The 25581-nt window shown below is 56.1% G+C and carries 19 protein-coding genes and 1 tRNA gene; 17 read left to right on the top strand and 3 right to left on the bottom strand.

Translation table 11 applies throughout. The annotated features are described in order from the left end of the window. Positions 1 to 225: 225 nt before the first annotated feature. From HMPREF2554_RS01980 to HMPREF2554_RS01970, 3 genes are all read left to right on the top strand, one after another. Positions 226 to 296: transfer RNA gene (locus tag HMPREF2554_RS01980), tRNA-Gln, on the top strand. Between the two features lie 58 nt (positions 297 to 354). After that, on the top strand, positions 355 to 1797 hold the full coding sequence (glmU, locus tag HMPREF2554_RS01975; protein WP_013398612.1) for a bifunctional UDP-N-acetylglucosamine diphosphorylase/glucosamine-1-phosphate N-acetyltransferase GlmU: 1443 nt from the start codon (positions 355 to 357) through the stop codon (positions 1795 to 1797). A gap of 39 nt (positions 1798 to 1836) precedes the next feature. Then, on the top strand, positions 1837 to 2823 hold the full coding sequence (locus HMPREF2554_RS01970) for a ribose-phosphate diphosphokinase (RefSeq protein WP_013398613.1): 987 nt from the start codon (positions 1837 to 1839) through the stop codon (positions 2821 to 2823). Between the two features lie 154 nt (positions 2824 to 2977). On the opposite strand, the gene HMPREF2554_RS01965 is transcribed toward HMPREF2554_RS01970, so the two are convergent. Continuing rightward, on the bottom strand, positions 2978 to 5722 hold the full coding sequence (locus HMPREF2554_RS01965) for an arsenate reductase/protein-tyrosine-phosphatase family protein (protein WP_013398614.1): 2745 nt from the start codon (positions 5720 to 5722) through the stop codon (positions 2978 to 2980). Positions 5723 to 6239: 517 nt separating this feature from the next. On the opposite strand from HMPREF2554_RS01965, the gene HMPREF2554_RS01960 reads away from it, so the two are divergent. Genes HMPREF2554_RS01960 through HMPREF2554_RS01950 form a run of 3 tightly spaced genes read left to right on the top strand, consistent with a single transcriptional unit; the run spans position 6240 to position 10012 of the window. Beyond that, positions 6240 to 7064, top strand: a complete 825-nt coding sequence (locus HMPREF2554_RS01960; protein WP_246825973.1) for a glycosyltransferase family 2 protein — start codon at positions 6240 to 6242, stop codon at positions 7062 to 7064. Then, positions 7061 to 8188: an acyltransferase family protein gene (locus HMPREF2554_RS01955; protein ID WP_013398616.1), complete on the top strand. Its 1128-nt coding sequence runs from the start codon at positions 7061 to 7063 to the stop codon at positions 8186 to 8188. The genes HMPREF2554_RS01960 and HMPREF2554_RS01955 overlap by 4 nt, the downstream gene beginning before the upstream one ends. Before the next feature lie 6 nt (positions 8189 to 8194). Continuing rightward, a complete protein-coding gene (locus tag HMPREF2554_RS01950) occupies positions 8195 to 10012 on the top strand; it encodes an ABC transporter ATP-binding protein (protein WP_070553768.1) in 1818 nt (605 codons plus the stop codon). 85 nt (positions 10013 to 10097) lie between these two features. Here HMPREF2554_RS01950 and HMPREF2554_RS01945 read toward each other — a convergent pair whose 3' ends face one another. After that, positions 10098 to 11177, bottom strand: a complete 1080-nt coding sequence (locus HMPREF2554_RS01945) for a glycosyltransferase family 2 protein (protein WP_070553765.1) — start codon at positions 11175 to 11177, stop codon at positions 10098 to 10100. A gap of 56 nt (positions 11178 to 11233) precedes the next feature. After that, the gene (locus tag HMPREF2554_RS01940; protein WP_246825972.1) at positions 11234 to 12214 is read right to left on the bottom strand and encodes an alpha-1,2-fucosyltransferase; all 981 of its coding nucleotides are present in this window, start codon (positions 12212 to 12214) and stop codon (positions 11234 to 11236) included. Between the two features lie 236 nt (positions 12215 to 12450). Between HMPREF2554_RS01940 and HMPREF2554_RS01935 the strand changes: the two genes are divergently transcribed. From HMPREF2554_RS01935 to HMPREF2554_RS01885, 11 genes are all read left to right on the top strand, one after another. After that, positions 12451 to 13374, top strand: a complete 924-nt coding sequence (locus tag HMPREF2554_RS01935) for a glycosyltransferase family 2 protein (protein WP_070553763.1) — start codon at positions 12451 to 12453, stop codon at positions 13372 to 13374. A 76-nt stretch (positions 13375 to 13450) separates the two neighbouring features. After that, positions 13451 to 14449 (top strand): CgeB family protein, encoded by a 999-nt coding sequence (locus HMPREF2554_RS01930; RefSeq protein WP_070553761.1) that lies wholly within the window; start codon positions 13451 to 13453, stop codon positions 14447 to 14449. Beyond that, on the top strand, positions 14440 to 15528 hold the full coding sequence (locus HMPREF2554_RS01925) for an RNA-binding protein (RefSeq protein ID WP_070553759.1): 1089 nt from the start codon (positions 14440 to 14442) through the stop codon (positions 15526 to 15528). The genes HMPREF2554_RS01930 and HMPREF2554_RS01925 overlap by 10 nt, the downstream gene beginning before the upstream one ends. Further along, positions 15528 to 16268, top strand: a complete 741-nt coding sequence (locus HMPREF2554_RS01920; RefSeq protein WP_070553756.1) for an acylneuraminate cytidylyltransferase family protein — start codon at positions 15528 to 15530, stop codon at positions 16266 to 16268. Before HMPREF2554_RS01925 ends, HMPREF2554_RS01920 begins: the two co-directional genes overlap by 1 nt. A gap of 71 nt (positions 16269 to 16339) precedes the next feature. Next, on the top strand, positions 16340 to 18583 hold the full coding sequence (locus tag HMPREF2554_RS01915) for an N-acetylneuraminate synthase family protein (protein WP_070553754.1): 2244 nt from the start codon (positions 16340 to 16342) through the stop codon (positions 18581 to 18583). A gap of 9 nt (positions 18584 to 18592) precedes the next feature. Continuing rightward, positions 18593 to 19684, top strand: a complete 1092-nt coding sequence (locus tag HMPREF2554_RS01910) for an acyltransferase family protein (protein ID WP_070553752.1) — start codon at positions 18593 to 18595, stop codon at positions 19682 to 19684. Continuing rightward, positions 19681 to 20814, top strand: a complete 1134-nt coding sequence (locus tag HMPREF2554_RS01905) for a glycosyltransferase (RefSeq protein ID WP_070553750.1) — start codon at positions 19681 to 19683, stop codon at positions 20812 to 20814. Before HMPREF2554_RS01910 ends, HMPREF2554_RS01905 begins: the two co-directional genes overlap by 4 nt. Beyond that, complete coding sequence (locus HMPREF2554_RS01900; RefSeq protein WP_070553748.1) at positions 20811 to 22136, top strand: O-antigen ligase family protein; 1326 nt, start codon at positions 20811 to 20813, stop codon at positions 22134 to 22136. Before HMPREF2554_RS01905 ends, HMPREF2554_RS01900 begins: the two co-directional genes overlap by 4 nt. Before the next feature lie 77 nt (positions 22137 to 22213). Then, entirely contained in the window at positions 22214 to 23257 is a 1044-nt protein-coding gene (locus HMPREF2554_RS01895; RefSeq protein ID WP_070553746.1) for a glycosyltransferase family 4 protein, read from the top strand. Between the two features lie 63 nt (positions 23258 to 23320). Next, positions 23321 to 24259 (top strand): glycosyltransferase family 2 protein, encoded by a 939-nt coding sequence (locus HMPREF2554_RS01890; protein ID WP_070553744.1) that lies wholly within the window; start codon positions 23321 to 23323, stop codon positions 24257 to 24259. Further along, positions 24259 to 25506 carry a glycosyltransferase gene (locus HMPREF2554_RS01885; RefSeq protein WP_070553742.1) on the top strand — a complete coding sequence of 416 codons (1248 nt, stop codon included), beginning with the start codon at positions 24259 to 24261 and terminating at the stop codon, positions 25504 to 25506. The genes HMPREF2554_RS01890 and HMPREF2554_RS01885 overlap by 1 nt, the downstream gene beginning before the upstream one ends. Positions 25507 to 25581: the final 75 nt, after the last annotated feature.

Genomic DNA, 25581 nt, shown 5'->3' with positions numbered 1-25581 from the left:
CGCCTGACTCCCACACGCCTGGAAGCCTTCGTATAAATCCGGCGAAAACCACGCCGGTGAGAGATAAATCCCAGGGTATCTGAGGCACCACAGGCACCGCATGAACACAAAAATTAGGGCTTCCCAAGGGCACAGAGTGGCGTGTGTGAGAACGCTGCTATTTTTGCTACACTATGGAGTATCCGTTTCTTTGTCCGTCAATCCGACGGGTGTTCATGCGGATAATCCGCCATGGTGTAATGGCAGCACAGCGGCCTTTGAAGCCGTTTGTCTAGGTTCGAATCCTGGTGGCGGAGCGAATAGTTCGGGGGTAGACTTCCGGCTATATCCCACACCTAACAAGGAGACATCTAGGTGAACGCAGAAAATCGGAAGGCACCTTCGGCTGTTATTGTTTTGGCTGCGGGAGCTGGCACTCGTATGAAATCTGCTACCCCCAAAGTTATGCACGCGATAGGCGGCCGTTCCATGGTGGAACACGCCGTAGCTGCCGCCCGAGACCTAGACCCCCAGCGTCTAGCCGTTGTAGTGCGGCACCAGCGTGATAAGGTAGCCCAGCATATTCTTGACTTTGATGCCCAGGTCACTATTGTCGATCAGGACGATATTCCCGGCACCGGTCGAGCCGTCGAAGTCGGTCTTAATGCCCTCGATAATTCCGATCTCGTTGATGGTACCGTGTTGGTCACCTACGGCGACGTACCCCTGCTTCGCGCCGAAACTCTGCGCGAACTGATGGACTTCCACGAAGAGGGACGCAACGCCGTTACCGTGCTCACCACCAATATCGAAGAGCCCGGTGCCTACGGGCGCATCGTGCGCGACCAAGCGGGCGAAGTTACCGCCATTGTGGAGGCCAAAGACGCAACCCCCCAAGAGCTGGCGATTACCGAAATCAACTCGGGTATCTACGCTTTCGACGCCAAGGTTCTGCGCGAAGCCCTGCTAGAGGTCACGACCGACAACGCACAGGGCGAAAAATATATTACCGATGTGCTGGCTATAGCCCGCGATAAAGGGCACCGAACCGCCGCCCTCGCTATTGAGGATCGCTGGGAGGTTGAAGGCGCGAACGACCGCGTACAGCTCGCGCAGCTTGGGCGTAAACTCAACGAACGCATCCTGGAAAAACATATGCGTAACGGTGTAACTATCGTGGACCCCCACAACACCTGGATCGACGTAACCGTTACCCTTGAAAACGATACAACTCTGCTGCCCGGCGTGCAGCTGCACGGGACAACATCGGTCGCCACCGGTGCAACTATTGGTCCGGACACAACCCTGACCGATATGACTATCGAAACCGGCGCAACCGTCATTCGCAGCCACGGTTTCGGCGCGACCATCGGCGAAAACGCCACCGTGGGTCCCTTCTCATACCTGCGCCCCGGTACCGTTCTGGGCGCGAACTCAAAACTCGGTGCCTTCTGCGAAGCCAAGAACTCACAGATCGGCCAGGACGCCAAGGTACCCCACCTCACCTACGTAGGGGATGCCGAAATCGGCGAAGGCGCCAATATTGGTGCGGGATCCATCTTCGCTAACTACAACGGGGTTACTAAAAACCGAACCGTTATCGGCGCGCATACCCGCATGGGGTCGGGCGGCATCTACGTGGCACCTGTCACCGTTGGAGACGGCGCATATTCTGGTGCGGGAGCCCTGATCCGCAAGGATGTTCCGGCGGGCGCGCTCGCTATTTCTGAGACTTCCCAGCGCAATATTGATGACTGGGTTCTAAAAAATCGTGAAGGAACCGAGTCTGCACAGGCTGCTGAGGCCGCGCAGGAGTAGTTTTCACACACCGAGTTCACAAGGAAAGCGAACACAATCATGTCTAGCGAGATTACCAATCCTGGGATGCGTAAAATGGCAGTGGTGTCCGGGCGGGCGCATCCGGAACTAGCCGAAGAAATCGCTGCTGAACTGGGGCATGACCTGCTGCCGACCTCTGCGTATACCTTCGCCAACGGTGAGACCTATGTGCGCTTCGAGGAATCTGTGCGCGGCGCCGATGCTTTCGTGATTCAGTCGCACCCGGCACCCATCAACGAATGGCTGATGGAACAGATGATTATGATCGATGCGCTCAAACGTGCCTCCGCCCGCTCGATTACCGTAGTTTCGCCTTTCTACCCTTATGCCCGCCAGGATAAGAAGCATAAGGGACGTGAGCCTATTTCGGCTCGTCTGATTGCCGATCTGTACAAGACCGCTGGCGCGGACCGTCTGATGTGCGTCGATCTGCATACTTCGCAGATTCAGGGTTTCTTTGATGGTCCGCTCGACCACCTCTTCGCTATTCCAGTTCTAGCGAATTATATTCGCGGGCGCGTTGAGAACCCCGAGAACGTGACCGTCGTTTCCCCGGATACCGGTCGTGTACGCGTGGCTGAGCATTGGGCTGCTCTGCTCGGCGGTGCCCCTTTGGCCTTCGTGCATAAGACACGCGATATTAACGTGCCGAATCACGCCGTCTCGAAAACCGTCGTGGGCGACGTTGAAGGGCGTTCCTGCGTACTGATCGACGATATGATCGATACCGGCGGAACCATTGCTGGCGCGGTTAAGGTTCTGAAGGATAAGGGCGCGAAAGAAGTCATTATCGCGGCAACCCACCCCGTATTTTCCGGTGAAGCCGTCGATATCCTTTCCGGATGCGGTGCCTCCGAAGTGGTTGTCACTAACACGCTGCCCGTGCCTGCCGAGAAGTCTTTCGATAATCTGACGGTTCTATCGATTGCTCCGCTGATAGCACGTGCTATCCGTGAGGTTTTCGACGAAGGATCCGTGACCAACATATTCAACGATCACGCCTAAATCGTATATATCGCATTAACCCCGTGGCCGAGCTTCGACAGTTCGGACACGGGGTGATGTTATTGGGCCCAGAAAAATGTCCCCGTCTGAGAACGCTAGCGCTCAGACGGGGACATTAACTACTTAGAGGCTATGCACCTCATAATCTGCTGTTTTAGTTCTGCACCTGTGCCTGCGAGAGCCACGGCAGAATCTCGAAGAGCGAGTTTTCAATCTCATCGACCGCAATGCGTGCCGCCTCTTTACCCTGACGGTACGGATCACCAATGTTATCGCTTGAGCGCGGTGCTTGATTATGGCTGTACAGGTATGAGATCGGTTCTGCCTCGGAACCGACTTCTTGCTTCAGGTTAGCTACCTGCTTGATGAGATGAACCTTATGGTGGTACTGCGGCCATTCGCGGATAATCCAATCGGCGTGTTCCGCCTCCGCCACCAGGATCAGGGTAGCGCGTTCCACCATGTCTTCAGTGAGCTGCTTGGCGCGGTACCCGGAAATATCGTAGCCGCGCTCGTCAAGCTGTTTACCCACGTGACGGTATACGCGCGAGCCCGAAAGTGCCGAAGTTCCGGCGCTGGTGAAAATCCAGTCATCGGTCAGACCGTATTCTTCGGAGAGCTGGCTTGCAATAATCTCTGCCGCCGCACTGCGCGCTACGTTCCCGGTACACACGAAGACCGCTTCCATAGGCCCCTGGAGCCGGGGAGCGAGCCTGCGCCTGCGCACCACGCCCGAGCGAACTTCGCCCGGCGCGAGCTTAAACGGAGAAGCATGGGATGCTGCGCGTTTTACGGGACGCACGGAAGCTGTCGGATGCACAGATGCCTGAGCAGGAGCCGAACGGAAACCCGTCGGCTGGGCTGCTGACTGGGCACTCTGCGTATCCGTATCCTGCGCATCCTGGGCGGAAGTGGAGAGCGCGTTGTTTGCGCCATCACGCACCTTCAAGGTCTGGTGAGTGGGCCGCGAGAGCTCTGTGCGGGTGTTCTCGTTAGAAGTGGAACGAGCATTATCACGCTGAGCAAGTTTTCGCGCCAGCTGAGCCTGATTCTGCTCGCGCTGCTCTCGTTCAGACTGAGTCTGCTCGTTCTGCTGCCCGGCATTGGATTCTTCAGCGCGCGTGCGTTGAGCCTGTTCCTCTCGGCGACGGCGAGCCTCTAGACGTTGACGGTGAACTTCCGCGCGTTCACGTTCGCGCCGGGCCGCTTCATCTTCCTGGCGCTGCGTTTCCTCTGTCTGAGACTGCTGATTTTCTCCACTGTGAAGATTCAGTTCTTCCTGCGCGCGGCGAATGGCGATTGCCTCTTTACGGGTCTGCGGCTTATACCCAGGCTGCAGAAGCTTCTCCATATCGAAGCCCGCGAACTCGGGCTTGTTCGCAAGTTTCTCGCTGATAGAGGGTTCGCTCTGCTTTTGCCTCGTTGGAATATCCTCCGGGGTCTGCTTGGATGTTGCCGGAAGGCTATTCCACGGATTAGCGGCAGCAGACTTTTTCTGGGGTGTGGGAATGCTGTTCCACGGGTTATGGGTTGCTGCTGTAGATGCCGTTGCCGTGCTCTGCTGTTGAGTCTGTTGCTGGGGAGTTTCAGGCTTTTTATGAGTCTGAGCATCTTGGCGTGCGCGAGCCTGCGCCGCAGCAACAATTTTGGCGGGGGAGTAGCCAGGGTCGGACTGCGCAAGATGCGACTGAACCGGCTTAGACTGCACAGAGGAACGCGAAGCTACTTCAGCGGGCCTTGGCTGTTGGTGGATCCTTCGCTGCGGTTGATGTGCCTGGGCGCGCTGCTGGGTGGGCTGGCTCTGGTTCTGCTGCGCCGATGAAGGACTCTGCTGGCGCTGCGCCATTTGCTCATTTGCTTGACGCGCAAGGTTGGTGCGCACCGTATTCTTCAAGGCAGCATTCCGAGCTGCAGGGTTCTTGGCAATCGAATTCTTGGGGCGTACCTTTTTTGCGCCGGTTGTTTTTGCGGATGCGGTGCGCGCCTGAGCTGACCTCTGCGGCGCTGTGCCAGACTTGGGGCGCTTGTTCTGCGCCGCAGCTGCGCCGGGTGCTTGTGAACGAGACGAGGTGGAACGCTGGGTTATGGGTATCCGCGCGGTCTTCGGGCGCGGAGAATTCGTGCGCGCAGCAGTATTTTCCACGCGAGGAGTCTGCTGCTGAGATTTATGCTGTTTTGCGTAACGCTGTGCCGCAGCCTGCACATCGTTGGTATCCATGAGAACCGTTTGATCCAGCTCTGCGCTGTTCGTGGTCGGCTTGGTAATCTGCTGCTCTGGCTTCTTTTTATGCTTTGAAATCTTGCCGTGGAATTCGCCGATGTTAATCGACCTAGTTTTCCGAACCATCGGGCTTGACTGCGTCTGCGGTGCCGCCTGAGAATTTTTACGGTTGCCGCCCACGGAACGCTGTGCCCCCGTAGCGGAAGAAAGTATGCTCGCGGCACGGCGGCGAGCATCGGCTGCCTGCTGCGCCCGCCTCTCTGCGGCCTGTTTTTCAGCTGCAGCACGTTCTGCAGCACGCCGTTCTTCTGCTTCGGCGACCGCAATATCGCGTGCCGCGCGTATGTTAATGCTGGATGTTACCGGCCCAGTGTGATGCAAACCCTGGGAGCGAGATTCGTCCTCTCGCGCTTTCCTCTTTTGAGCTGCGAGCGAGCGTACTTCTTGTGGAAGATCCTGTGACCTACGGGAAGCGCTGCGTGCGGAACGTTGGGGCAGGTCATGTCGCGCGCTCAAACGTGCGACCCCGTCCTGAAGGGAAGACCTTGAGGATTCCCCTGCTCGGCGGCGTCCGGAAGCGGTATCGGCGGAGGGGGACTCACGGTTATCCTGCCCGGCAGGTACACCAGAGTCAGACAGATATTTGTCCCTGAGGGACTGAATATTAAAAATTCCCATGGATACCTTTCAGAGTCTCGGACGCTCCAGAAGCGCATTGCATTGCCTCCAGGGCAGGGCTACTCACCTATTATTTTACCTGTAGAACACAATTTGTCAGTCTTTGGAGGGTTCCTAGCGTGTATCTCGATGTTGTGTTAGGCACGAGCAGAGTACACGACGGTAGTGTTTACTCGGATAAATTTTCGCGAAAAAACTATGTATCATAATACGTCTTATACGCCGCAAAGATTAAGTAGAAATATGCATAATCTGAAAATAATCCTGATCTGCATGCTAAAATCTACATACGTATTTTACGTGTATTTTTATAGGCGCCTGCCGTTTCACGAAAGCACAATTCATGAAATTCCTCACCGCACTGCGGACTGAACTGGGGCAGCTAAGCTATTCACTCAAAGCTCGTAAAACCCCTCAACAATGGCGAGATCAATACGCCGCAATTCGTGGTATCCGCATTTTTAACACGCCATCTATACACTATCGAGGCCTCCGTACAGAAGTATGGGGTATTGCGATGGTTAAAGATGAAATAGATATTTTGCCTTCTGTTATTGACCATATGTTTCAACAGGGAGTACATCGGCTGCTTATTGCGGATAATCTTTCGCATGATGGTACCCGGGAATATATTCGTGAAAGATCAACTCACGACTCTAGAATTATCTATGCTGAAGATAATTACATTCCGTATGTACAATCCGAGAAAATGACGTGGTTAGCGCATCTGGCCTGGCGATACGGTGCGCGATGGGTTATTCCTTTCGATGCAGACGAATTTTGGTATGCGCCTTCAGATACGCTCGCAAAATTTTTACAGACCTGCCAAAGCTCGGTAATTTATGCCGGATTCCATCATTCGGTACCTGTCACGGAGAACCCGAGTGATGTTATCAACACGGAACTTGTGATGGATACGGCAGATTCCTTCCCCGGGAAGGTGGCCTTTCGTGCCCATCCTTTTGCTGTTGTGGTACGTGGTAACCACGAAGTATGCCGTTTAGGCGCTCATGAACGTTCCTTTGAGATCGTGCATGTGCAGTATCGGGGGGCTGCTCAGATTACGCGAAAAGTTCGGCAAGGGGCCGCTAGTGCTGTGAGCACAGGCCGAGACGCCACAGTGGTTACTCCGCATTGGCTTGCTGGCAGTAAGCTCAGCGATAGCGAGATTCAAGAGGTATGGACCAATATCTCTCACGGTCTGCCGGATGATCGCATCCAGTTCAAAGCTGAAGGTCCTATGGCGCGCGGAAAATTTTTGCGGTGGAAAAGCTGGAACGAAGACGGTTCCTTGAACAAATTCTCTTCTGATGCCTCAGGTAATGCTGGGGGCTCATCATGAGTAAAGAATCTGCACCCGTTATGGCAGGAGTACCCAGTACTAGGTACGTTATGCTGGATAGCCTGACAATTTTGCGGGGTCCGGCTGCGCTATTCGTCTTTTTCTACCATACGAGGTGGGCGCATGTGGTTCCTAGCGCATCCGTGGGATATGTAGGAGTCGCATTGTTCTTCGTGCTTTCGGGCTTTGTGCTGACCTGGTCGTATAAGCCCGCCGACGGAGCCAAGAAATTCTACCTGCGTCGATTTGCGCGTGTATACCCGCTGCACCTTTTCTTCTTTGCACTTGCCTTGGCAATTCTCGTCCTGACTCAGGAAGCCCCATCTGCGGGTGCTACATTAAGCAACCTGATTCTGCTCCACACCTGGGTGCCGAATTGGGACTATATTTTTTCGGTCAATGGGGTGAGCTGGTCTTTAGGCTGCGAGGCTTTTTTCTATGCCTGTACTCCGCTCGTGTTGGGGTGGCTCAGCCGCCGCTCCCCGAAGGCGGGATATCCCGTTTTGGCGGGTTGGTTCCTGCTGACGGCGGCGGTGGCGAGCGCTATAGCACTTACCTCTAATTACGCCGATGTTGTGGTGTACGCTAACCCGTTGCTTCGTTCGGGTGAGTTCGCCTTAGGCATGCTCTTAGGGCTGCTGGCGCTTAAAGTTCGTGACGGCGATTTAGCGATGCCACGGATACGTACCTGGCAACTGTGTGCGGTAACAGCACTTGCTTTAGCCGGGATTTCTGGTGTTTCTAAAGTTAGTTTGCCGCAGACCATCAACGGGTTTGTTCTTGACCCGGTATGGTTCTTGCTGATTGGGATGTTTGCGCTTCACGATATACAGCGCGCGCAATCGCATCATCAGGTTGGTGCGCCGGTGCCGGGGAATTGGATACGCCGCTCTCTCGTGTATTTCGGTGAGGTGAGTTTTGCCTTCTATCTGGTCCATGAAATTGTTATTTTCCGATTCATCAAGACCTCTTTAGGTCGCGATATGATTCGCGTGGATGCACGGGGAATCTTGATGATGCTCATAATCTTGGTGATTTCTATACTTGCAGCGATTATTGCGCATCATGCGATCGAACGTCCCGCACGTATTATGATTCTCAAGGCTTCCACCCGTACCCTGTGAGGTTTGATGAAAAATATTTATCGTAAACTGAGGATTTTTTTCCCAGGGCGAAAGTTCTCTATTCTGGTTCTGAATATTCTGGGGCTTTTCGTGGTGTCTCTTTTCGAGATGCTGGGTGTGGCGGCTATTCTTCCTATCGTTAACCTGGCGATGGGCGCCCCTATTACCGGGTATTTGCAGTCCGTCGCTGATCTTTTTGGTAATCCCAATCGCACACAGCTTATCGTGATTTTTGGTGTTGCGCTGGTTCTTGCCTTTGTCTTTAAGGGCGTACTTTCGCTGGTTATTAAACGCTGGAGCCTAGGTTTTATCGCTACTCAGCAGAGCGCGACTTCGGTGAATCTGCTTAACCGCTATATGCGTGAGCCTTATCTGGTTCACCGTAAGCGCGGTACAGCGGCGGTGCTGAACTCGGTTACTGATATTGTTGGGCAGGCATACAGCGCTTTCGTGAATGGCGTCATGAGCTTTATCGGGGATTTACTCTCCATCGTGGTGCTCATGGTGATGCTGCTGGTTCTTATGCCGCTTCCCGCGCTTTTCGCTTTTGCCTACTTCGGCGTGGCTGCCTTTGCGCTTCAATACGTTTTGCGAAGGAAAAATAAGGAGCAGGGCGAGATTATCCTGGAAGCTACGCGCGGCTCGATGAATGCAGCGCTTGATGCTGTGGTTGGGTTCCGCGAGATTCGTATGCACGGTGTGACCGAACGGTACCTACACCGGTACCAGAGCAAGCGCATGGACTCGGTAAATGCGAATATGCGGAACGTTTTCCTCCAAGAACTTCCAAAGTATACCCTTGAAATTATTTTTATCCTCGGAATCGCCGCACTTCTAGCGATCATGAGCATGACTCAGGGCGCCGACAGTGCACCCTATCTGCTCCTATTCGCTGGTGCCTGCATCCGTATTCTGCCGAACTACACGCGCATTGTGGCCTCCCTGGGCAATATTCGTGCCGGTGAGAAACCCAGTGATGAGCTTGTCCGCGAAATTGGGATGCTTGATGAACAGGGGAAGAAGCTCGATCTTCCGCATGCTCCCGCCGCTGATGCTCAGGCAGAGTATGTAAACCGTGAGATTGAGCCTATCACTATTACGGTGGAGAACCTTTCCTTTACCTACCCCGACGGCGATCAGCCGGTGCTCAAGAACATTAACCTGCAGATTCCTATGGGTACGTCGATCGCCTTCGTGGGCGGCTCCGGGTCGGGAAAGACCACCTTGGTCGATTTGATTTTGGGGCTTTTCAGCACCGAACAGGGGCGCGTTTTGTGCAATGGAGTGCCGATCGAGCAGGATCTACCCGCATGGTTTCAGCGTATTGGGTATGTGCCTCAAGATGTCTTCATCGCCGATTCTACGGTGCTGGAGGCGGTTGCCTTCGGGCTTGAACCTCATGAGATTGATGAGGCGCGGGTGCGTGAATGCTTGGCTGTCGCTGAGCTTACCGAGGTTGTGGATTCCCTGGAGAACGGGCTGATGACGATGATCGGGCACAATGCGGTTCGGCTCTCGGGCGGTCAGCGCCAGCGTCTAGGCATTGCCCGCGCGCTCTACCGCAACCCCAGCGTGCTCATAATGGACGAGGCCACCAGCGCCCTGGATAACGAGACCGAGCATAAGATTACCCAGGCGATCGAGCGTATCTCGCGGAATATTACCGTGATTATCGTGGCGCATCGCCTCTCGACGGTGCGCAATGTGGATCAGCTGATTTACCTTTCGCAGGGTGAAATCGCTGCGCGGGGTACTTTCACACAGGTTCAGCAGCAGAATGAAGAGTTCGCCAATCTGGTGCGTTTAGGGCAGCTTCCCGAATAGTCGGGCGAATCGAGCTGAAAAACATTAAGATTGTGCCCGCCTCCCAATCTTGGGGAGGCGGGCACAATCTATGCGGATGCTGGTTCTAGACGGTCTCTGACCGGGCTTCAAGGAACGGTTTAATGCTGTGCGCATTCTGCGGTATATCACTGCCTAGGGGGTAGAGGCTTCCGCGCGGCTGCCACGCAAGATTTACGGGAATGGGTCTGCCTGCGATAAGATCCAACCAAATATCGGCAAGCTGTTTCTCGCTCAGCTCGCCATTTTTGCGCCAGTGATACCCCAAATCTTCCGGCAAATCGGTGAGCTCAAGCGCCTTTGCCCCCTGCATGAGCTTGCGCTGCAGCTGCTGCCGCGAACGCCAAGGCAAATGTAAGATAATCACCCTGTTAGTGCCCTGTGCCCCAGGTCGAAGCACCCGATGATTGCCCATAGTGACGACCGATGACCGCCAGGATTTAAAGCACACCTTCGGGTCAAAATGCGCGGTTGTATCGAGCACCAGGTCACCCGAAGCCGTAGGAAACAGGTTGTAGAGCTGCGAGATTTCCACGGTATTTTTGCTGGTGGCCAGAACTTCGGCAAGCATACCCTCAACGCCGAACCAAAACTCGTCCGCATCGAAAGGTACCACCCAGGTGGCACCGGCTCGCTGGGCCCGATGGGCCAGATAGGTCATTTTTTCGGACTGATAGTAGGCGGGCTCCCGATCGCGCCCAACACTTAGCGGAAGCTCGCGGCTAAGCCGTTGAAGAAGCTCAAAAGTACCGTCATCTGAACCGTTATCGACCACCAGGATGCGCGCCACTCCCTGGGTATGCAGGTGCCGCAGGGAACGTTCGAGCACATCCGCCTCATTCTTGACCATCGCGACCGCCCACACGCCCTTGGTTGTGGGCAGGGGAGGGATCTCGAAGGTCTTCTCTAGCGCCCGGTAACGGTTCTTAAAATCCCCCGAGTTCAGCAGGGCACGTGCCTCACGCCGGATACGCAGATCGCGCTGCGCCAGAAAAAGCCGATGTTTTCCAGTGCGAAGCCCGCGAACCGTCGGGTCTAGAAAACGGGGTTTAAAGCGCGATTTTTCAAGGCGTCCAGAGAAAAAACTACGGGAGTTAGATACGATTCGCTGCGAAAATTTAAACGGCGCGAGAAATTTGATGTTCATGGGTTATCTTCCGTGCTTGAGTATGAGTGAGTTGTGAAAGAGTGAAGTATAGGGTTTTACGCGATATCGCCTTCTTCAGACAGAAGCCAGGTTCCCCCATGCGGCGGCTTAACCGCATGCCAGCGAGAGAAATGCGGATGCGGACGCACAGTTCCGGGCACCACGATAGGCTGGCGGGTTTTCGCATCGTACTCGTGGGCATTCGGTACGTACACCTCAACGGGGTGATCAGCCTGCGCCATATAAGCGCCCCAGTACCCGAACGTGGTGTTTGTAAGAATAAGCCAGCGCGCCTTAGCAAGAACCGCTAAATCCGCGAACATACCCTCGCCGGTCTTATCGTAGAGCACCGGAGCAATATCTTCGAGAAAACTCAGGTTTTCACGGCACCACTGCGGATCATCACTCGTGACTACAAAATTACTGGGACTCATACGTTTAAGCACCTGATCCAGGGCCTCACGTACATAGGCTACGGTATCAATACCGTAACGCTGCCGAATTGCGGGAACAGAATAATAATCACCGCGCCGAATACTGAGCACCACCGTATTACTTCCTACAATATTTCCTACTGTAAGAATACGCTGTTTAAAATGCTCAGAAGAAAGTAATCGTTCGCGGGCAAAAATTTCAAGAGAACCGGGTGCAAAACTATCTTCCACATTGGTATCAAGACCAGAATAACGCCGGTGCAAAAACTTAAAATCTTTCGGATCCATCATGAGTTCCTGCAAAGCAGGAAATTCTGTAAGCCAAGGTTCTAAACCGGCAGTATCGAGCATATATGAAAAATCCCCGGCATCGGCGCGACGGTCAGCATCAACGGCCGCCAACAGATAAAGCCAATTACCGCCGCGAGAAAAAGGAGGCGCAATATACACTTTCTCGCGAGAGTGGCGAACTGTATCCAAAACCCGTGCAATACTGGGGCGTAAAAACCCCATCACACGAAAATAAGCTTCAACATGCGGCGGGCGCATACCCTCAAGTTCTGTTAACCGGGTTTTATCTTCAGATTCAGAACGACGATTCACACATAACTCCCTGGGATTTACACACGCAATACCTTTATTATGAGGCAAAATACGCTGTGTAGTCACCTGATATGTCGATACTATATTAGAATTATAAAGTAACACTCACTCACGAGGATATGACGGCAACAACTATGTGCAGTATGCCGAGAGTTTCCTCACGAATAAACACATACGTTTACAGACAATGTTTGATGACCGGAACATAGATGTAAACCGCAACAGAAAGCATTTTTGTGACTTCGTCAGCAGAAACTATCTCCGCCATTATTCCCTTTTATGGCGAACCTGCTCCCGTGCTGGATTTAATTGCCAGCCTGCGCGCGCAGCGGGGAATAACCCCCGAAAATCTTGAGATTATCGTTTCTGACGACCGCTCACCCATACCCTTTCCTGACACCGAAGGCGTGAGCGTCGTGCGCCGCGAGCGCAACGGCGGATTTGGCAGCGCCGTAAACTCCGGGGCTGCACGCGCACATGGAGACTGGCTGATAATCCTCAACAGCGACCTTGAACTCGGCGAAAACTTCATCAGCTCAATGCTTACGGCGCTCGCCGCCTATCCGCAGGTGCTCGCCAGCCCCCAAGTAGTCGGTCACGACGGAAAACACCAGTGGGTAGCCCGCAAATTCCCCACCGTGGGGCATATCGCATGGGAATGGTTCACACCCCTGGCACGCTTCAAACCCACGCGCCTGTGGCATCTCGGGGCAGGGCACGATATAAGTGCCTGCACCGCCGTGAGGTCCCACGGAACAGACTGGGTCATGGGCGCCTGCATGATGGTGCCCCGCACGGTATACGAACGGGTACAAGGCATGGACGAACGCTTCTACATGAACAGCGAAGAAGTAGACTTTCAGCGCCGCCTTGCCGAGATTGGGGTGCCGCGCATCCTGGTGCCCGAGGTGACGGTCACCCACGAAGGAGGCGCATCCAGCCCCTCAGCCCGGCGCCGCCAATGGCTTACCACCGCACGGTTTATCTACGCCGAAAAATGGGGATTCGAGAAAAACCTGCGCCGCGCCCTAACCCTCACCAGCTATGCCAACTACGGCTTCAACCTGGTGCGATCCCTGCGAAACCACCGAGTGAACCCGCGCGAGATTCTGAGCCACGAACTAGAGCTGATCCGGCGGGGAACGCGGCACGAAAACTAGTCGGGTAATCGCGCCGAACCTGGCTTTCCCGCACGAAGGACCACAGGACAGAGAAGAACCACAAAGGATACACGAGATGAGAGCCCCCACGATTCTGCTGGTTTCGCCAGCGTTCCACGGGTATTGGAAGGCTATTGAGGCTTCGCTAAGCGTTGCCGGATACGAGGTTCGCACCCATATTTACGATGCTCCCGGCACAGTTGCCGACCGTATCCGCAATAAACTCGCGCACGAACTGCCCGAAAAATATCGGCCCGCATCCGCCGCAGCCCAGGCGACCGCCCGTGCTATCGCCGCGTTTGAAGAGTATCGCCCCGATATTGTGCTCGTCATCAAAGGCGACCTGCTGGGGGATATATGGTGGCAAAAACTTGAAGAATCCGGGGTGCGCTACGGAACCTGGCTCTACGACGAGCTGCGTCGCATGTCATACACCCTGGAAGATTTACCGCGCCTCGGAGCGCTCGCAAGCTATAGCCCGCAGGATGCCGAATACCTGCGCTCCCTAGGGTACGCCGTCTTGGATATGCCCAACGCCTATGATTCGCACTGCACGATTGCACCGGTTACCGAAGACGCCATCAGTTTCGTTGGGGCGAATTACCCCAACCGTGAGCATACGCTGCGTGCCCTGCACGAGGCGGGGATACCCGTGCGCGCCTACGGGCGAGACTGGTCGCGCCACCCCTGGGATATAGCCCGAACCCGCAGATTCAAGGGCACTGGAATTCCCGCACACCGCGATATCGACCGATCCGCTGCCTACGGGGTCATGGCATCATCACCGGCGACCCTGAATATCCACCACAACCAAGACGGCTTCACGATGCGCACCTTCGAAGCCCCTGGTGTGGGCGCACTTCACCTGATCGACCGGGCCGATGTGGCGCGCTACTACGAACCCGGGCGCGAAGTACTGGTCTACGAGAGTACCGAAGAACTTATTGACCTGTGCGCCCGTATCTTCCGTGAACCCCGCTGGGCGCATACAATCCGTGAGGCCGGGCAGCGACGCACCCTCGCCGAGCATACCTTCGATGATCGCGTCAAAATTTTGGAGAAACTATGGGCCTAAACTACCCCGTCGATCTCGAAGCCTGGCATGCCTGGCAGCAGCGCCAAAACACTCTGCGCTGGGTGAAAGGACGCGCGCAGAATATGGTGCGCGCCCGCAGAGGTGACCAACAGGACATGGTTTCCGGCATGCTCTATACGCGTGGGGCAATACCGCGGGTACTGATCGTGCTCGACTCGTTCTCACCCACAAGCCGCAACGCCCTGCTGGAACCGCTCAAACACCTCGAAGGGGTGGGGGTTGCGCTCTGGTGCCCGAGCGACGCTTCAGAATATCTCAACGGACAATACGCCAGCACACGCTATAGCCGCAAAGACTGGACCGCAACCCCGATACGCGCCGATGAGCTCGCCGAAAAACTACCCGGCGTGCGCCTCGTACTGTCCTTAGGGCACTACCTGCCGCGCGGTCACGCGGCCTACCGATTCGCCCGCAAACGCGGCATAGCCTACTGGGTAGTACAGCACGGGCTGCTGGTTCCGCACGCCCCGCCGCTGCCCATCGGGTCAACTCTGCTCGCCTTCAGCGACGAGGACGCCCAATTTTGGGCTTCCGGACGCCGCGACGTGCAGACGCATACCGTCGGCTCACAGCTGCTCTACCGCGCTATCCAAAATACGCACGGCGAAACCACCAAATCCCTGGGCAAAATCCTGTTTCTGGGGCAGATGCACGGCGCGGAATTACCGCGCGCATCCTTCGCCCGCGCCGCGCACAGCTTTTTGAAACGTCACGACGGCATCTACCGGCCGCACCCGAGCGAAACCGATAAACTCTCCCGCGCCACCCACGCGCTCTGGGAGATAGAAGGCATAGCCATAGATCGCTCTTCCACGCCCCTGAACGAGGTGCCGAACCCGGTGGTCTCAGTCTTTTCAACCGGCGTGCTTGAGGCCGCAATACGCGGTATTCCGGCATGGGTATACCACCCGAACCCGCCCGCTTGGCTCGAAGAATTCTGGGCACGCTACGGCATGAACCGCTGGGGTGAAGACCCCACGCTGGCGCCCGAACAACCCGCAGTCGAGCCCGCCCACACTATCGCTCAGCTCATCATCGACTACCTGGAGGCATACTAATGCGAGTTCTCTGCGTTATTCCCGTGCGCGGCGGATCCAAAGGCATACCGCGTAAAAACCTGCGCGAGATCTCCGGAAAACCCCTGGTGGCGTGGACTATTTTGCAGGCGCTCGCCGCCCGCGACGAACTGGCGGGGGAGCACGAGGTGCGGGTTGCGGTCTCAACCGAAGACCAAGAACTCGCCGCTATCGCCCGCCACTACGGAGCCGAGGTTCCGTTCATGCGTCCCGCGCATCTTGCCGAAGATGCCACAGCCACCGAACCGGTGATCGAGCACGCCATTGACTTCTACACGGGTGAGGGCTGGGCGCCGGATGCGGTCATGCTGCTGCAGGCCACCAGCCCGGTACGTCTGCCCGGCACCTTGGCCCGTGCGGTACGTCAATTTGCCGAGAACGGCAAAGATTCATTGGTTGGGGTTATCCCGATCGGCCCGTTTATTTGGCGATGGCACCCGGATGCCGAACCTACCGCAGAGTTCGAGATTATGGCGCGCCCGCGCCGCCAGGAACTCACACAGGAGACCTTCCGGTACCGGGAAAACGGTTCGCTCTACATCACCAAAACTCACGTGTACACCGAGCACCACAACCGTCTGGCGGGGTATCCTGGAGGAACCATTGATCTTTTCACGCTTCATGAGGTCGAGGGCGTCGATATTGATGCTCCTATTGATTTTGCGGTCGCCGAGCATCAGCTCAAGCAAATTCTTGAGGGACAACCTGGTGTAAGAAGCTAAGCCTCAGCGTCAAAAGACTCAACACTCACTCTCACTAAACACAAGTTTTCTTGAAGAAAGCATCATAAACCGTGATTATCGAACGTAATATCGCGCCCTATGTGGTCTTCGCCGAAGACCCGATTCTGACTGCGCTTCACAAAATTTCTGCCAACGGTCAGCGCATCATCTTTTTAGTCAATGAATCCGGCATTTTGCGCGGTTCGCTCTCGGACGGGGACTTCAGACGCTGGCTGATTGCCAACCCCACCGCATCCCTAGAGACCAGCGCACTGGCGGCGGCGAATACGAACCCGCAGACCGCCCCCGCCGATAGCGACCCCGAATCTTTGCGCGGCTACTTTGCGCGCGGTATCGAGCACATTCCGCTCATTGACGAACGCGGCCATCTGGTGGCTTTGGCAATGGATGAACAGAACGTGCTGCGCATCGGAAAGCACACCATCAGCGAGGATGCGCCCGCCTTTATCATCGCCGAGATCGGTAATAACCACCAGGGGAGCGTGGACTTCGCGAAAGAGCTGGTGGACCTCGCGGTGGAATCCGGTGCGGACGCCGTGAAATTCCAGCTGCGCGATCTGGATGCGCTCTACCGCCAGCGCGGCGGCTCCACCGCGGGCGAAGACTTGGGCGTGCAGTACACCCTGGATCTGCTCTCCCGGTTCTCACTGAGCGTTGAGCAGATGTACGAGGTATTCGACCACGTTAAGGAGCATGGCCTGGATATTTTGTGCACCCCCTGGGATGCGCCTTCCGTGCAGGCGCTCGTCGATTACGGTATTGCGGGCATGAAGATCGCTTCCGCAGACCTGACGAACCACGAACTGCTGCGCGATGTTGCATCGCGCGGGCTGCCCATGCTGGTATCCACCGGTATGAGCCGCGAAGAAGAAATCCTGGACTCGGTGAACCTGCTGCGCAAGGCGGGCGCATCCTACGCCCTGCTGCAATGCCAATCCACCTACCCGGCACCCTTCAAAGACGTGAATCTGGCGTATATGGACCGCCTCGCCGAGATCGGCCAATGCCTGGTTGGCTATTCCGGGCATGAACGCGGCTACCATGTGCCCGTGGCCGCTGTTGCGCGCGGTGCAAAGATTATCGAAAAGCATTTCACGACCGATAAAACCCTGGAAGGCAACGATCACACCGTATCGCTGCTGCCCGAAGAGTTCGCGGCGATGGTGCGGCAGATTCGTGACATTGAGGAATCCATCGGCACGGCCGCGCCCCGCGAGGTTTCCACCGGTGAACTGATGAACCGCGTGAACCTGGCCAAATCACTGGTTGCAACCCGTAGCATAGCCAAAGGCGAGGTAATCACCGAGGCGGATGTGACCGTCAAGTCGCCCGGCCGCGGCCTGCAGCCAAACTACCTTCCGCAGCTGCTCGGGCGTACTATCCAACGCGACGTTGAAGAAGGATCGTTCTTTTTTGAGGGCGATCTGAAGGATGACCTCGTAACCCGCCGCGACTTCACCTTCGAGCGCCCCTGGGGCCTGCCGGTACGGTACCACGACTACAAACCCCTGATCGAAGAGGCAACACCGGATTTCCTCGAATTCCACTTCTCCTACAAAGACCTTGATATCAACATTGACGAGGTCTTTGAGAAGAAACTGCCCATGAGCTTCACGACCCACTTGCCCGACCTCTTCGCCGGGGACTTCCTGGTCGATCTGGCTTCCCGCGACCCCGAAGTCTGGGAACGCTCCATCGCCGAGGTGCAGCGCACCATCGACATTACCCGCGATTTGACCCGCTACTTTACGGTGGACGAAGACCCCGTTATGGTCGTCACGATGGGCGGCTTCACCAAAGATAAGCACATCCCGGCGAGCGCCCGTGCCGCAAAGTACGAGCGCATCGGCGAAGCCCTGGGACGGCTAGATACCTCCGGGGTGCGTCTAGCGGCACAGACTCTGCCGCCCTACCCGTGGCTGATGGGCGGGCAGCAATACCATAACCTCTTCCTTGACCCGCAGGACACCGCCGAATTTGCGCGCGCCTACGACAGCGCTCTCTGCCTGGACATTTCACACACCATGCTCGCATGCAACTTCCTCAAAATTCCTCTGTCGGAGGCGGTAGCACAGCTGGCACCGCACTCTATCCACCTGCACCTGGTCGACGGTATCGGCGTAGATGGCGAAGGCGTGCAGGTGGGCGAAGGCGATGTCGATTGGGCTGCATTGGGCAAGCAGCTGCGCGAGCTGGCGCCGAAAGCATCGTTTATCCCCGAAATCTGGCAGGGGCATATCAACAACGGCGAAGGTTTCTTCACCGCCCTAGACCGCCTCGAAAAATGGCTGTAGGTCGGTTTCGTGACACCACCAAGAACCGTTCAACACACCCGAAAACCCGGCGAAGTACTCGATAACAGCTTCATCACCCCCGGACGATTTAGCGAACTCGACGGGCTGCGCGGAATAGCGGCACTGGCCGTTGTGGCCTACCATTTCGGGTACCCCGCCGTGCAGAATTACCCGCGCATCGCCCCCGAACCGTACTCTATTCCGCTCGGAGAACTAGGGGTGCAGCTTTTCTTCATCATCTCGGGGTACGTAATTTTGCTGAGCGCTATCAAAAGCGGTTCCGCCCTAAAATTTGGTATTTCGCGTTTCGCCCGCCTGTACCCAACCTACTGGTTGGCGCTTGCGGTTGCCGCGGCTGTGTATTTTCTCTACGGTAATCCCGGCAGGGATATTACGGTGGCGCAAACCCTGGTTAACGCGACGATGATGCAGCGTTTTATGCTGGTCGATAATGTCGATCAAGTGTATTGGACGCTCGCCATCGAGTTACAGTTCTATCTGCTCATGGGGGTCTATCTGGCTGTGCGGCGTGGAAAAATATATCGCCGCGAGATCACGATCGGTATTTTTTGTTGGACAACCTTAGGGCTGCTCATCTGTTGCATATTTCACCCGGAGGCGTCCCTGACGGGTGCCCCCAAAATGCTGGTGTGGGGCGTAGTTGCCGAGCATGCGGCTTTGTTTAGTCTGGGCATGGTGTTCTTTATGTACAGCCACGACCGCAGGTTTACCTGGCTGATGCCGTACTGCGCTGCGGCGGCCTCTATCAATGCCTTCCTGATGCACGATAGCGCCCACGGGGTGGGAGTCGCCATCATATGTGCGGTATTTTTCGCCGTTATCTATGTGCGCCACGTGCCGTTTTTGGCGCGCGGACCCTTGCACGCGCTCGGCACAATATCGTACCCCCTGTATCTGGGGCACGCGATGCTTGGCTATATGCTGATCGATATGTTCTACCCCTGGGTGGGGGCGTGGGGCGCACGCATATTGGCTCTCGCGCTGGTTCTACTCTGGGCGTGGTGCGTGCATAGTACGGTTGAGACACGAGTTTCTGCCGCCCTGCGTAACGTTATGACACGAAAGCTGGTGAGGGCATGAGTACAGCCAAGACTTTGACCGCGCTCTGGGTTGTTCCGGTTCCCGACTTCGGGGGAGTGGCGCGACATGTTCTTGACGTCGCCCGAACCGGTATTCCCGGGTATCGCCTGGTTGTCTGCGCGCCCGAGGGAAAACTCACCGAGCGCCTCCGCGAGCTTAATATTCCCGTTCACGCCGTGCCCTTTGGACCGAGCCGCGGTTTTAGAACCTCGTTCGCTTCGCTCACACACGTTATTGAACAAGAGAAGCCCGCTATCGTACACAGTCACCTTGCCTATGCGGATGTTATCGCCTCCGCCGTCGTCAACTCCCTCAAGATACGGCGGCTTGCAAACCCGTCACTGACCGTTCCCACGCTCATCACTACCGAGCACGGAATCGCGGGGGATGATGCCGTCTACCACGGCACCTCCTGGCGTTCTAAACTCATGGAACAGGTGCACCGGGTGCGTTTGTGGGGCACCAATGCGGCTATTGCTGTTTCGCGCTCTACCGCCGAGCAGATGCGCCGTAAATGGGGCGCTCGCAGGGTGAGCATCATCTATAACGGGGTGGATGCGCCCCGGCTGCGCGCCGCCGTACACAAGCACCGCGTGCCGACCGAACCGGATGCACCGCGCATCCTCTCGCTCTCACGGCTCTCGCCCGAAAAAGGTATTGACGTGCTGATAGAAGCATTCGCCCAGCTGCGCACCGTGTACCCCAAGGCGCACCTTGAAATCGCGGGGGAAGGTGACCTTGCCGATACCCTGGCGCAGCAGGTGCGGGAGCTGCATATCAGCGATGCCGTAACCTTCAGCGGGTTCGTCGATCCCTTAGAAGCGATGGGTCGCAGCGATATGGTGGTTCAGCTATCCCTCTGGGAGAACTGTTCTTATACGCTCTTGGACGCTAAAGCCGCCGGATTAAAAACCGTGGCAACCAACGTGGGCGGAAACCCCGAAATTCTTGCCCCCAACGAGCTTGTTAACCGCCGCCAGAACGCATTCTGTGATAGCGTTTTAGAAGCTCTTATGCGGAACTGTGAAGCCTCGGCCCCTTCAGCATGGACGTGGGTAACCAACGCCGAGATGACGGCGCAGATCGCAGAACTCTACACTCAAACACAAAAGCATCAAGGACTAGCATGAGCACTCACCTAGGAACATCGCTATCGCCTAGCTCGCAGCACCGGAACGATAGCGCAAACCTCTCTGCGCGCGTTAGTCACGGGCTCAAAAAGAGCGGTGACTACGTGCGGGACAACAGCAATCAGCTGCGCATACCCGAATTCGTAATTTTCGGTGCCATGGTGTTCGCTACCGTGCTGCCGATCATTAACCAGCCCCTCAGCCAGATTGCCGTTGTTATTGGTGCACTCTACGGGCTTACCAAGCCTGCACAGTATGAACTTGGCAGGTTTAAATCTCTGAAAACTATTATGTGGCTGGGCTTGGCCTACATGATGTTCGTATCGCTTTTGCATACTGCCAGTGCTGATGCTTTCGACTGGCGACAACGCTTAGTTCGCATGATCTTCACCACCATTTTGATGTGGAATCTTGCTGAGGGGCGGTTGCATTTTAGGTCCGCCATAGCCGGATACCTCACGGCGCTTCTGATCAACGTTCCCGCCTTCTATCTGGGAATTACCGAGCGCTCGGACGGCAACGTTCTGGTGGGTTTCCTTCACGATAAAAACTATGCGGGTCTGGCGTACGCTATCTTCGGTGTACTCGCTTTCGCCATTATGCGCACTATGCCCGAGCGTATTTTCGCCTTCGTGCTGGGAACTTCGGTGGTGTGGCTGACGAACTCGCGTACCTCCATCACGGCGTACCTGGTAGGCGTGCTGTGGGTACTGCTCGCTTCCCGATTCAACTTTATGGTGAGGATGTTCCTGTTGGGCGGGGTCTGGGCGCTTGTGCAGACGCTCGCCACGGACTATGCCCAGGTAGGGCAGTTCGCCTCGCGTGTGGGCTCCGATATGCTTCGTGAACGTATTGACGCGGTGGCACAGGAAAAAGCCGAAACTGCGGGGTTCTTTGGAAGCGGACTCGGAGAAGCCTACGCGCCCCTGCAGGATAGGAACTGGGTGTATCATAACTCCTATCTAGTGCTTCGTACCGAGGGTGGCTGGGTCTGGACAGTCTTCGTCATCGCTATCACGATTATCGTGGGGATGCGCATCTTCGTCTCAAAAACCTCCTGGACCGTCGAAGAAAGAGTGGGACAGGGCGCAGCGATAGCCCTGCTCGTGTGTGGTTTGAGTCTGGGTGAGGTTTTCTACACCTTTACCTGGGCAATTGTCATGGCCTATGCGGTTCGCGCGGGCGCTATAGCCCGGAACAGAGAACTTGGTATGCCGGGGTATGAGGCGGAAAACTTCGTGGGGGTAGACCGGCGTATCGAGATGCCAAAATCACCCGAAAAAATCACCGCCTATATCGCGAACCGGATCAAAAACTCCTAGAACCACCGCAAACGTGTGACTATTCACTTATGATAATTGGCATATCGGTACCGAAAACCTAGAAAGATACACCCGAGATGAGTAAAGAACTCTATCTAGCTACCAATAACGGCGATATAGGTGGGGGCGAAGTCATGCTCCTGAATATCGCGCGGGCGGCGCGAGGGCTCGGGTACCAGGTTGTCATCATAGGCCCGGCAAACCCGCCGGATCTCATTGAAGCAGCCGCCGACGAAGGGTTCACACGCATCGTACTGCCCGCCAAAACGCGCATGCAGTATATGGTTCAGCTGCGGCTCTGGCACCGGGCGCACCGGGATGCGCTCCTGTGGTGTAACGGGCTGGTTCCTGCCGCCGCCACCGGGGGACGGGCAGGGCGCATCGTGCACCTACATCAGCTGCCGACGGGTACCAACGCTAAATTAGTACCGTTCGCTCGCAAAAAGGCCCTTCAAACCCTCGTTCCCAGCGAGTATGTTGCGGCATCCGTACCCGGTGCCACCGTCTTCCCCAATTGGGTGCAGGAAGTCCCCCTCTCACTGGCGAAATCCACCGTCCCCGGGGTGGTGCGCATCGGTTATCTTGGCAGATTAACACCTTCCAAAGGGATTGGCGTCCTCTGCCAGGCGATTGAGTTCCTTAACAGTACTGTTACCCTCCCCGAATACCGCCTCGTGGTTGCCGGAGCGCCCGTCTTCACCTCCGCGGAGGAAGAACGCGAAGTGTCCCATGCCCTTGAGAACATTGAACGCTACACCGACCGTCTCGGTTGGAGTACCCCGCAAAAGCTCTTCGACACGGTCGATATGCTGGTAGTGCCCTCGCAAGCCCCGGAATCCTTTGGGCTGGTCGCTGCGGAAGCGATGAGTGCTCGCGTGCCGGTAATCGTCAGCGATGCGGGTGCCCTTCCCGAAGTCGTGGGGGAGGACTACCCGTATATTTACCCTGCCCAGGATCCTTCGGCCCTCGTTGAAAAGATTCGACATTTAACTCAGGCTTTCTATCAAGAATCTGATAACCTTAATGACATTATTTCTGCGGCATTTTGGCGTTGGCAGGAATTATATTCACCCGATTCAGGCAGAGAACGAGTTCGCCACCTTTTAGAGAAATATCTCTAGAGGCTCTATCATGCTCACGCTTGTTCTCGCCAATTACTCACTCTCACAACTACAGGACAGTTTATGGCTCACTATCAAGCAGCCGTCATCATCCCATCGCGGGGTGGAGCAGGGGTTTTACACTATCCCTTAGACGCGCTTTCTGCTCAGACGGAACGAGACTTTCAAGTTATCGTTGTCCTCGATGGTGACATCGACCAGAGCGAAAAAGTTGTTGACGACTATATCGCCCGCGGAACCTTGAACCTCACTAAGATTGTGTTCCCCGAAAATCTTGGGCGCGTGGCGGCTCTCAACGCCGGGCATAATGCGGCGGATGCGGATATTTTGATTCGCTGCGATGACGACCTGGAACCCGGTCCCGACTATGTGGAGAATCACCTTCGCTTACACCGCGACTATGACGGGGTGATCGGCACCCTGAACAATATTTTCCCCAAGACCGCTTACTCTCAGGTGTACGGAACCTACCGCGATGCAAAGTTTAAGGAAGAGGCGTTGCGTACCCCTGAATCTGAGCGTTGGCACTATTGGAATGGAAACTCGTCCGTCTCTGCAGAGCTGTACCGAACTATCGGCGGCTTCGATCCCGCCTATCGTCTTTACGGCTGGGAAGACGTCGATCTGGGGAAGATGATCGCTGATGCCGGCGGGAAAATCATAATTTCCGATGCGGTTGAAACGAAGCATTATGCTGAGGCGACCACGACCGCCGTGCGAGCTCTCCGTGCCCTGCACGCGGGCAGCGCGCGCACCATTTTCGTGCGTAAACACGGCGAAAATGCGCATGCGGCTCCCAACCCTGCCGGGCTCTGGGGTGCTGCTGTGAAGGCTCTCGCGGCGGTCAGTACCGAGGCAAATATCCGGCGGATAGGCAATACTCTCGATGCGGTACTGCTGAAATTTCCCGCGAAGATCGCCGAGAAGCTGGTGGCGCTGCAGGTGGAGGCGGCATCCTACGCAGGCGTGAAGTACCCGCAGCGTGCACGGAAGGTGTTCTAATGCTGAATCGAGTAGCACAATCCTGGTGCGGCGCATCCGCTCACATTCGTTCTTTGGCCTCGAAAAAAATCCCGACATCGGCGGAATCTCGGTCTGCAGGTTCGGTAGATACGGGTTCTGTCACCGCCCCTCGGCTCGCTATCGCTCACGACTATCTGACGCAGCGCGGTGGGGCGGAGCGGGTTGTTCTGGCCCTACACCGGGCGTTCCCTGAGGCCCCTATCTACACGACCCTCTACAATCCTGAAGGTACTTTTCCCGAGTTTGAGAATGCGACTATCATCACCAGTCCGCTCAATCGGGTGGGCTTGCTGCGGCGCTACCACCGGCTGGCGCTGCCGCTGCTGCCGCTGACCGCGTCCTGCCTGAAAGTTCCGGCGCACGTTGCGGTGGTTTCGACCACAGGATGGGCGCACGGGTTCAAATTCACCGGCGAGAAACTGGTGTACTGCCATTCCCCGGCGCGTTGGCTGTACCTGCGTGACCAATACCTGGGCGACGAGAACAAGAACAGTGTGATTGGGGTGGGGTTACGGGTGATAAACCCGCTGCTGCGGTTCTGGGATCAGCGCGCGGCGGCGCGGTCGGAACATTACGTGGCGAACTCGACCGCAATTCAGAAACGTATTGCGCGGGTGTACGGCAAAGACGTACCCATTATTTTCCCGCCTTACTCCGGGGGTGCAACCCACGTGGAAGAACCGATCGCGGGTCTGCAGGAATTCACGGCTGCGGGAGACTACTTTCTGCTGGTGTCACGTCTGATGTCCTATAAGAACGTGGATGAGGCGATTAAGGCGTGCAATCGAGCGGGTAAGAAGCTGCTGATTATAGGGCATGGACCCGAAAAAGATAAGCTCCTCAAACTCTCAGGGCCCAATGTGCGCATTATTTCCGGGATTTCCGATGAGCAGCTGTGTTCTGCCTACCGGCATTGTCTGGCACTTCTCGCGGTATCTCATGAGGACTTCGGCATTACCCCGCTAGAAGCCGGAGCAAGCGGAAAACCGGTGATCGCATACCGCGCGGGCGGGTACCTCGATACCATCCGCGAAGGCCTCAACGGCGTGTTTATTGAGCAGCCGACCTCGGAACAGATTGAGGCGGCAATACGGAAGTTCAACCCCGAAGAGTGGGATAAGCAGGCGATTAAGAACTACATCGCGCGTTTTAGCGAGGAACGGTTTATCGACGAAATCCGCCAGGCGGTTGATGAGCTTACCGCATCCTCGTCCTCGGGCGCGTAGACTCGGTTCGCCGGGGCTATATGAAGAGCCTTGAGAGTAAAGATCTTTACTCTCAAGGCTCTTCGTATAGTGGGG

It is taken from the genome of Rothia sp. HMSC071F11 (genome assembly GCF_001809115.1).
In the GTDB taxonomy this organism is placed as follows: Bacteria; Actinomycetota; Actinomycetes; order Actinomycetales; family Micrococcaceae; genus Rothia; species Rothia dentocariosa.
The sequence above is the reverse complement of the archived record's forward strand: the minus strand, read 5'-3'. Positions and strand labels throughout refer to the sequence as shown.

What these genes read in the sequence shown, in the direction of transcription:
- HMPREF2554_RS01970 (WP_013398613.1), top strand. Translation starts at nt 1,837, where the DNA reads ATGTCTAGCGAGATTACCAATCCTGGGATGCGTAAAATGGCAGTGGTG.
- HMPREF2554_RS01965 (WP_013398614.1), bottom strand. Translation starts at nt 5,722, where the DNA reads ATGGGAATTTTTAATATTCAGTCCCTCAGGGACAAATATCTGTCTGAC.
- HMPREF2554_RS01960 (WP_246825973.1), top strand. Translation starts at nt 6,240, where the DNA reads ATGGTTAAAGATGAAATAGATATTTTGCCTTCTGTTATTGACCATATG.
- HMPREF2554_RS01955 (WP_013398616.1), top strand. Translation starts at nt 7,061, where the DNA reads ATGAGTAAAGAATCTGCACCCGTTATGGCAGGAGTACCCAGTACTAGG.
- HMPREF2554_RS01950 (WP_070553768.1), top strand. Translation starts at nt 8,195, where the DNA reads ATGAAAAATATTTATCGTAAACTGAGGATTTTTTTCCCAGGGCGAAAG.
- HMPREF2554_RS01945 (WP_070553765.1), bottom strand. Translation starts at nt 11,177, where the DNA reads ATGAACATCAAATTTCTCGCGCCGTTTAAATTTTCGCAGCGAATCGTA.
- HMPREF2554_RS01930 (WP_070553761.1), top strand. Translation starts at nt 13,451, where the DNA reads ATGAGAGCCCCCACGATTCTGCTGGTTTCGCCAGCGTTCCACGGGTAT.
- HMPREF2554_RS01925 (WP_070553759.1), top strand. Translation starts at nt 14,440, where the DNA reads ATGGGCCTAAACTACCCCGTCGATCTCGAAGCCTGGCATGCCTGGCAG.
- HMPREF2554_RS01920 (WP_070553756.1), top strand. Translation starts at nt 15,528, where the DNA reads ATGCGAGTTCTCTGCGTTATTCCCGTGCGCGGCGGATCCAAAGGCATA.
- HMPREF2554_RS01905 (WP_070553750.1), top strand. Translation starts at nt 19,681, where the DNA reads ATGAGTACAGCCAAGACTTTGACCGCGCTCTGGGTTGTTCCGGTTCCC.
- HMPREF2554_RS01900 (WP_070553748.1), top strand. Translation starts at nt 20,811, where the DNA reads ATGAGCACTCACCTAGGAACATCGCTATCGCCTAGCTCGCAGCACCGG.
- HMPREF2554_RS01895 (WP_070553746.1), top strand. Translation starts at nt 22,214, where the DNA reads ATGAGTAAAGAACTCTATCTAGCTACCAATAACGGCGATATAGGTGGG.
- HMPREF2554_RS01890 (WP_070553744.1), top strand. Translation starts at nt 23,321, where the DNA reads ATGGCTCACTATCAAGCAGCCGTCATCATCCCATCGCGGGGTGGAGCA.
- HMPREF2554_RS01885 (WP_070553742.1), top strand. Translation starts at nt 24,259, where the DNA reads ATGCTGAATCGAGTAGCACAATCCTGGTGCGGCGCATCCGCTCACATT.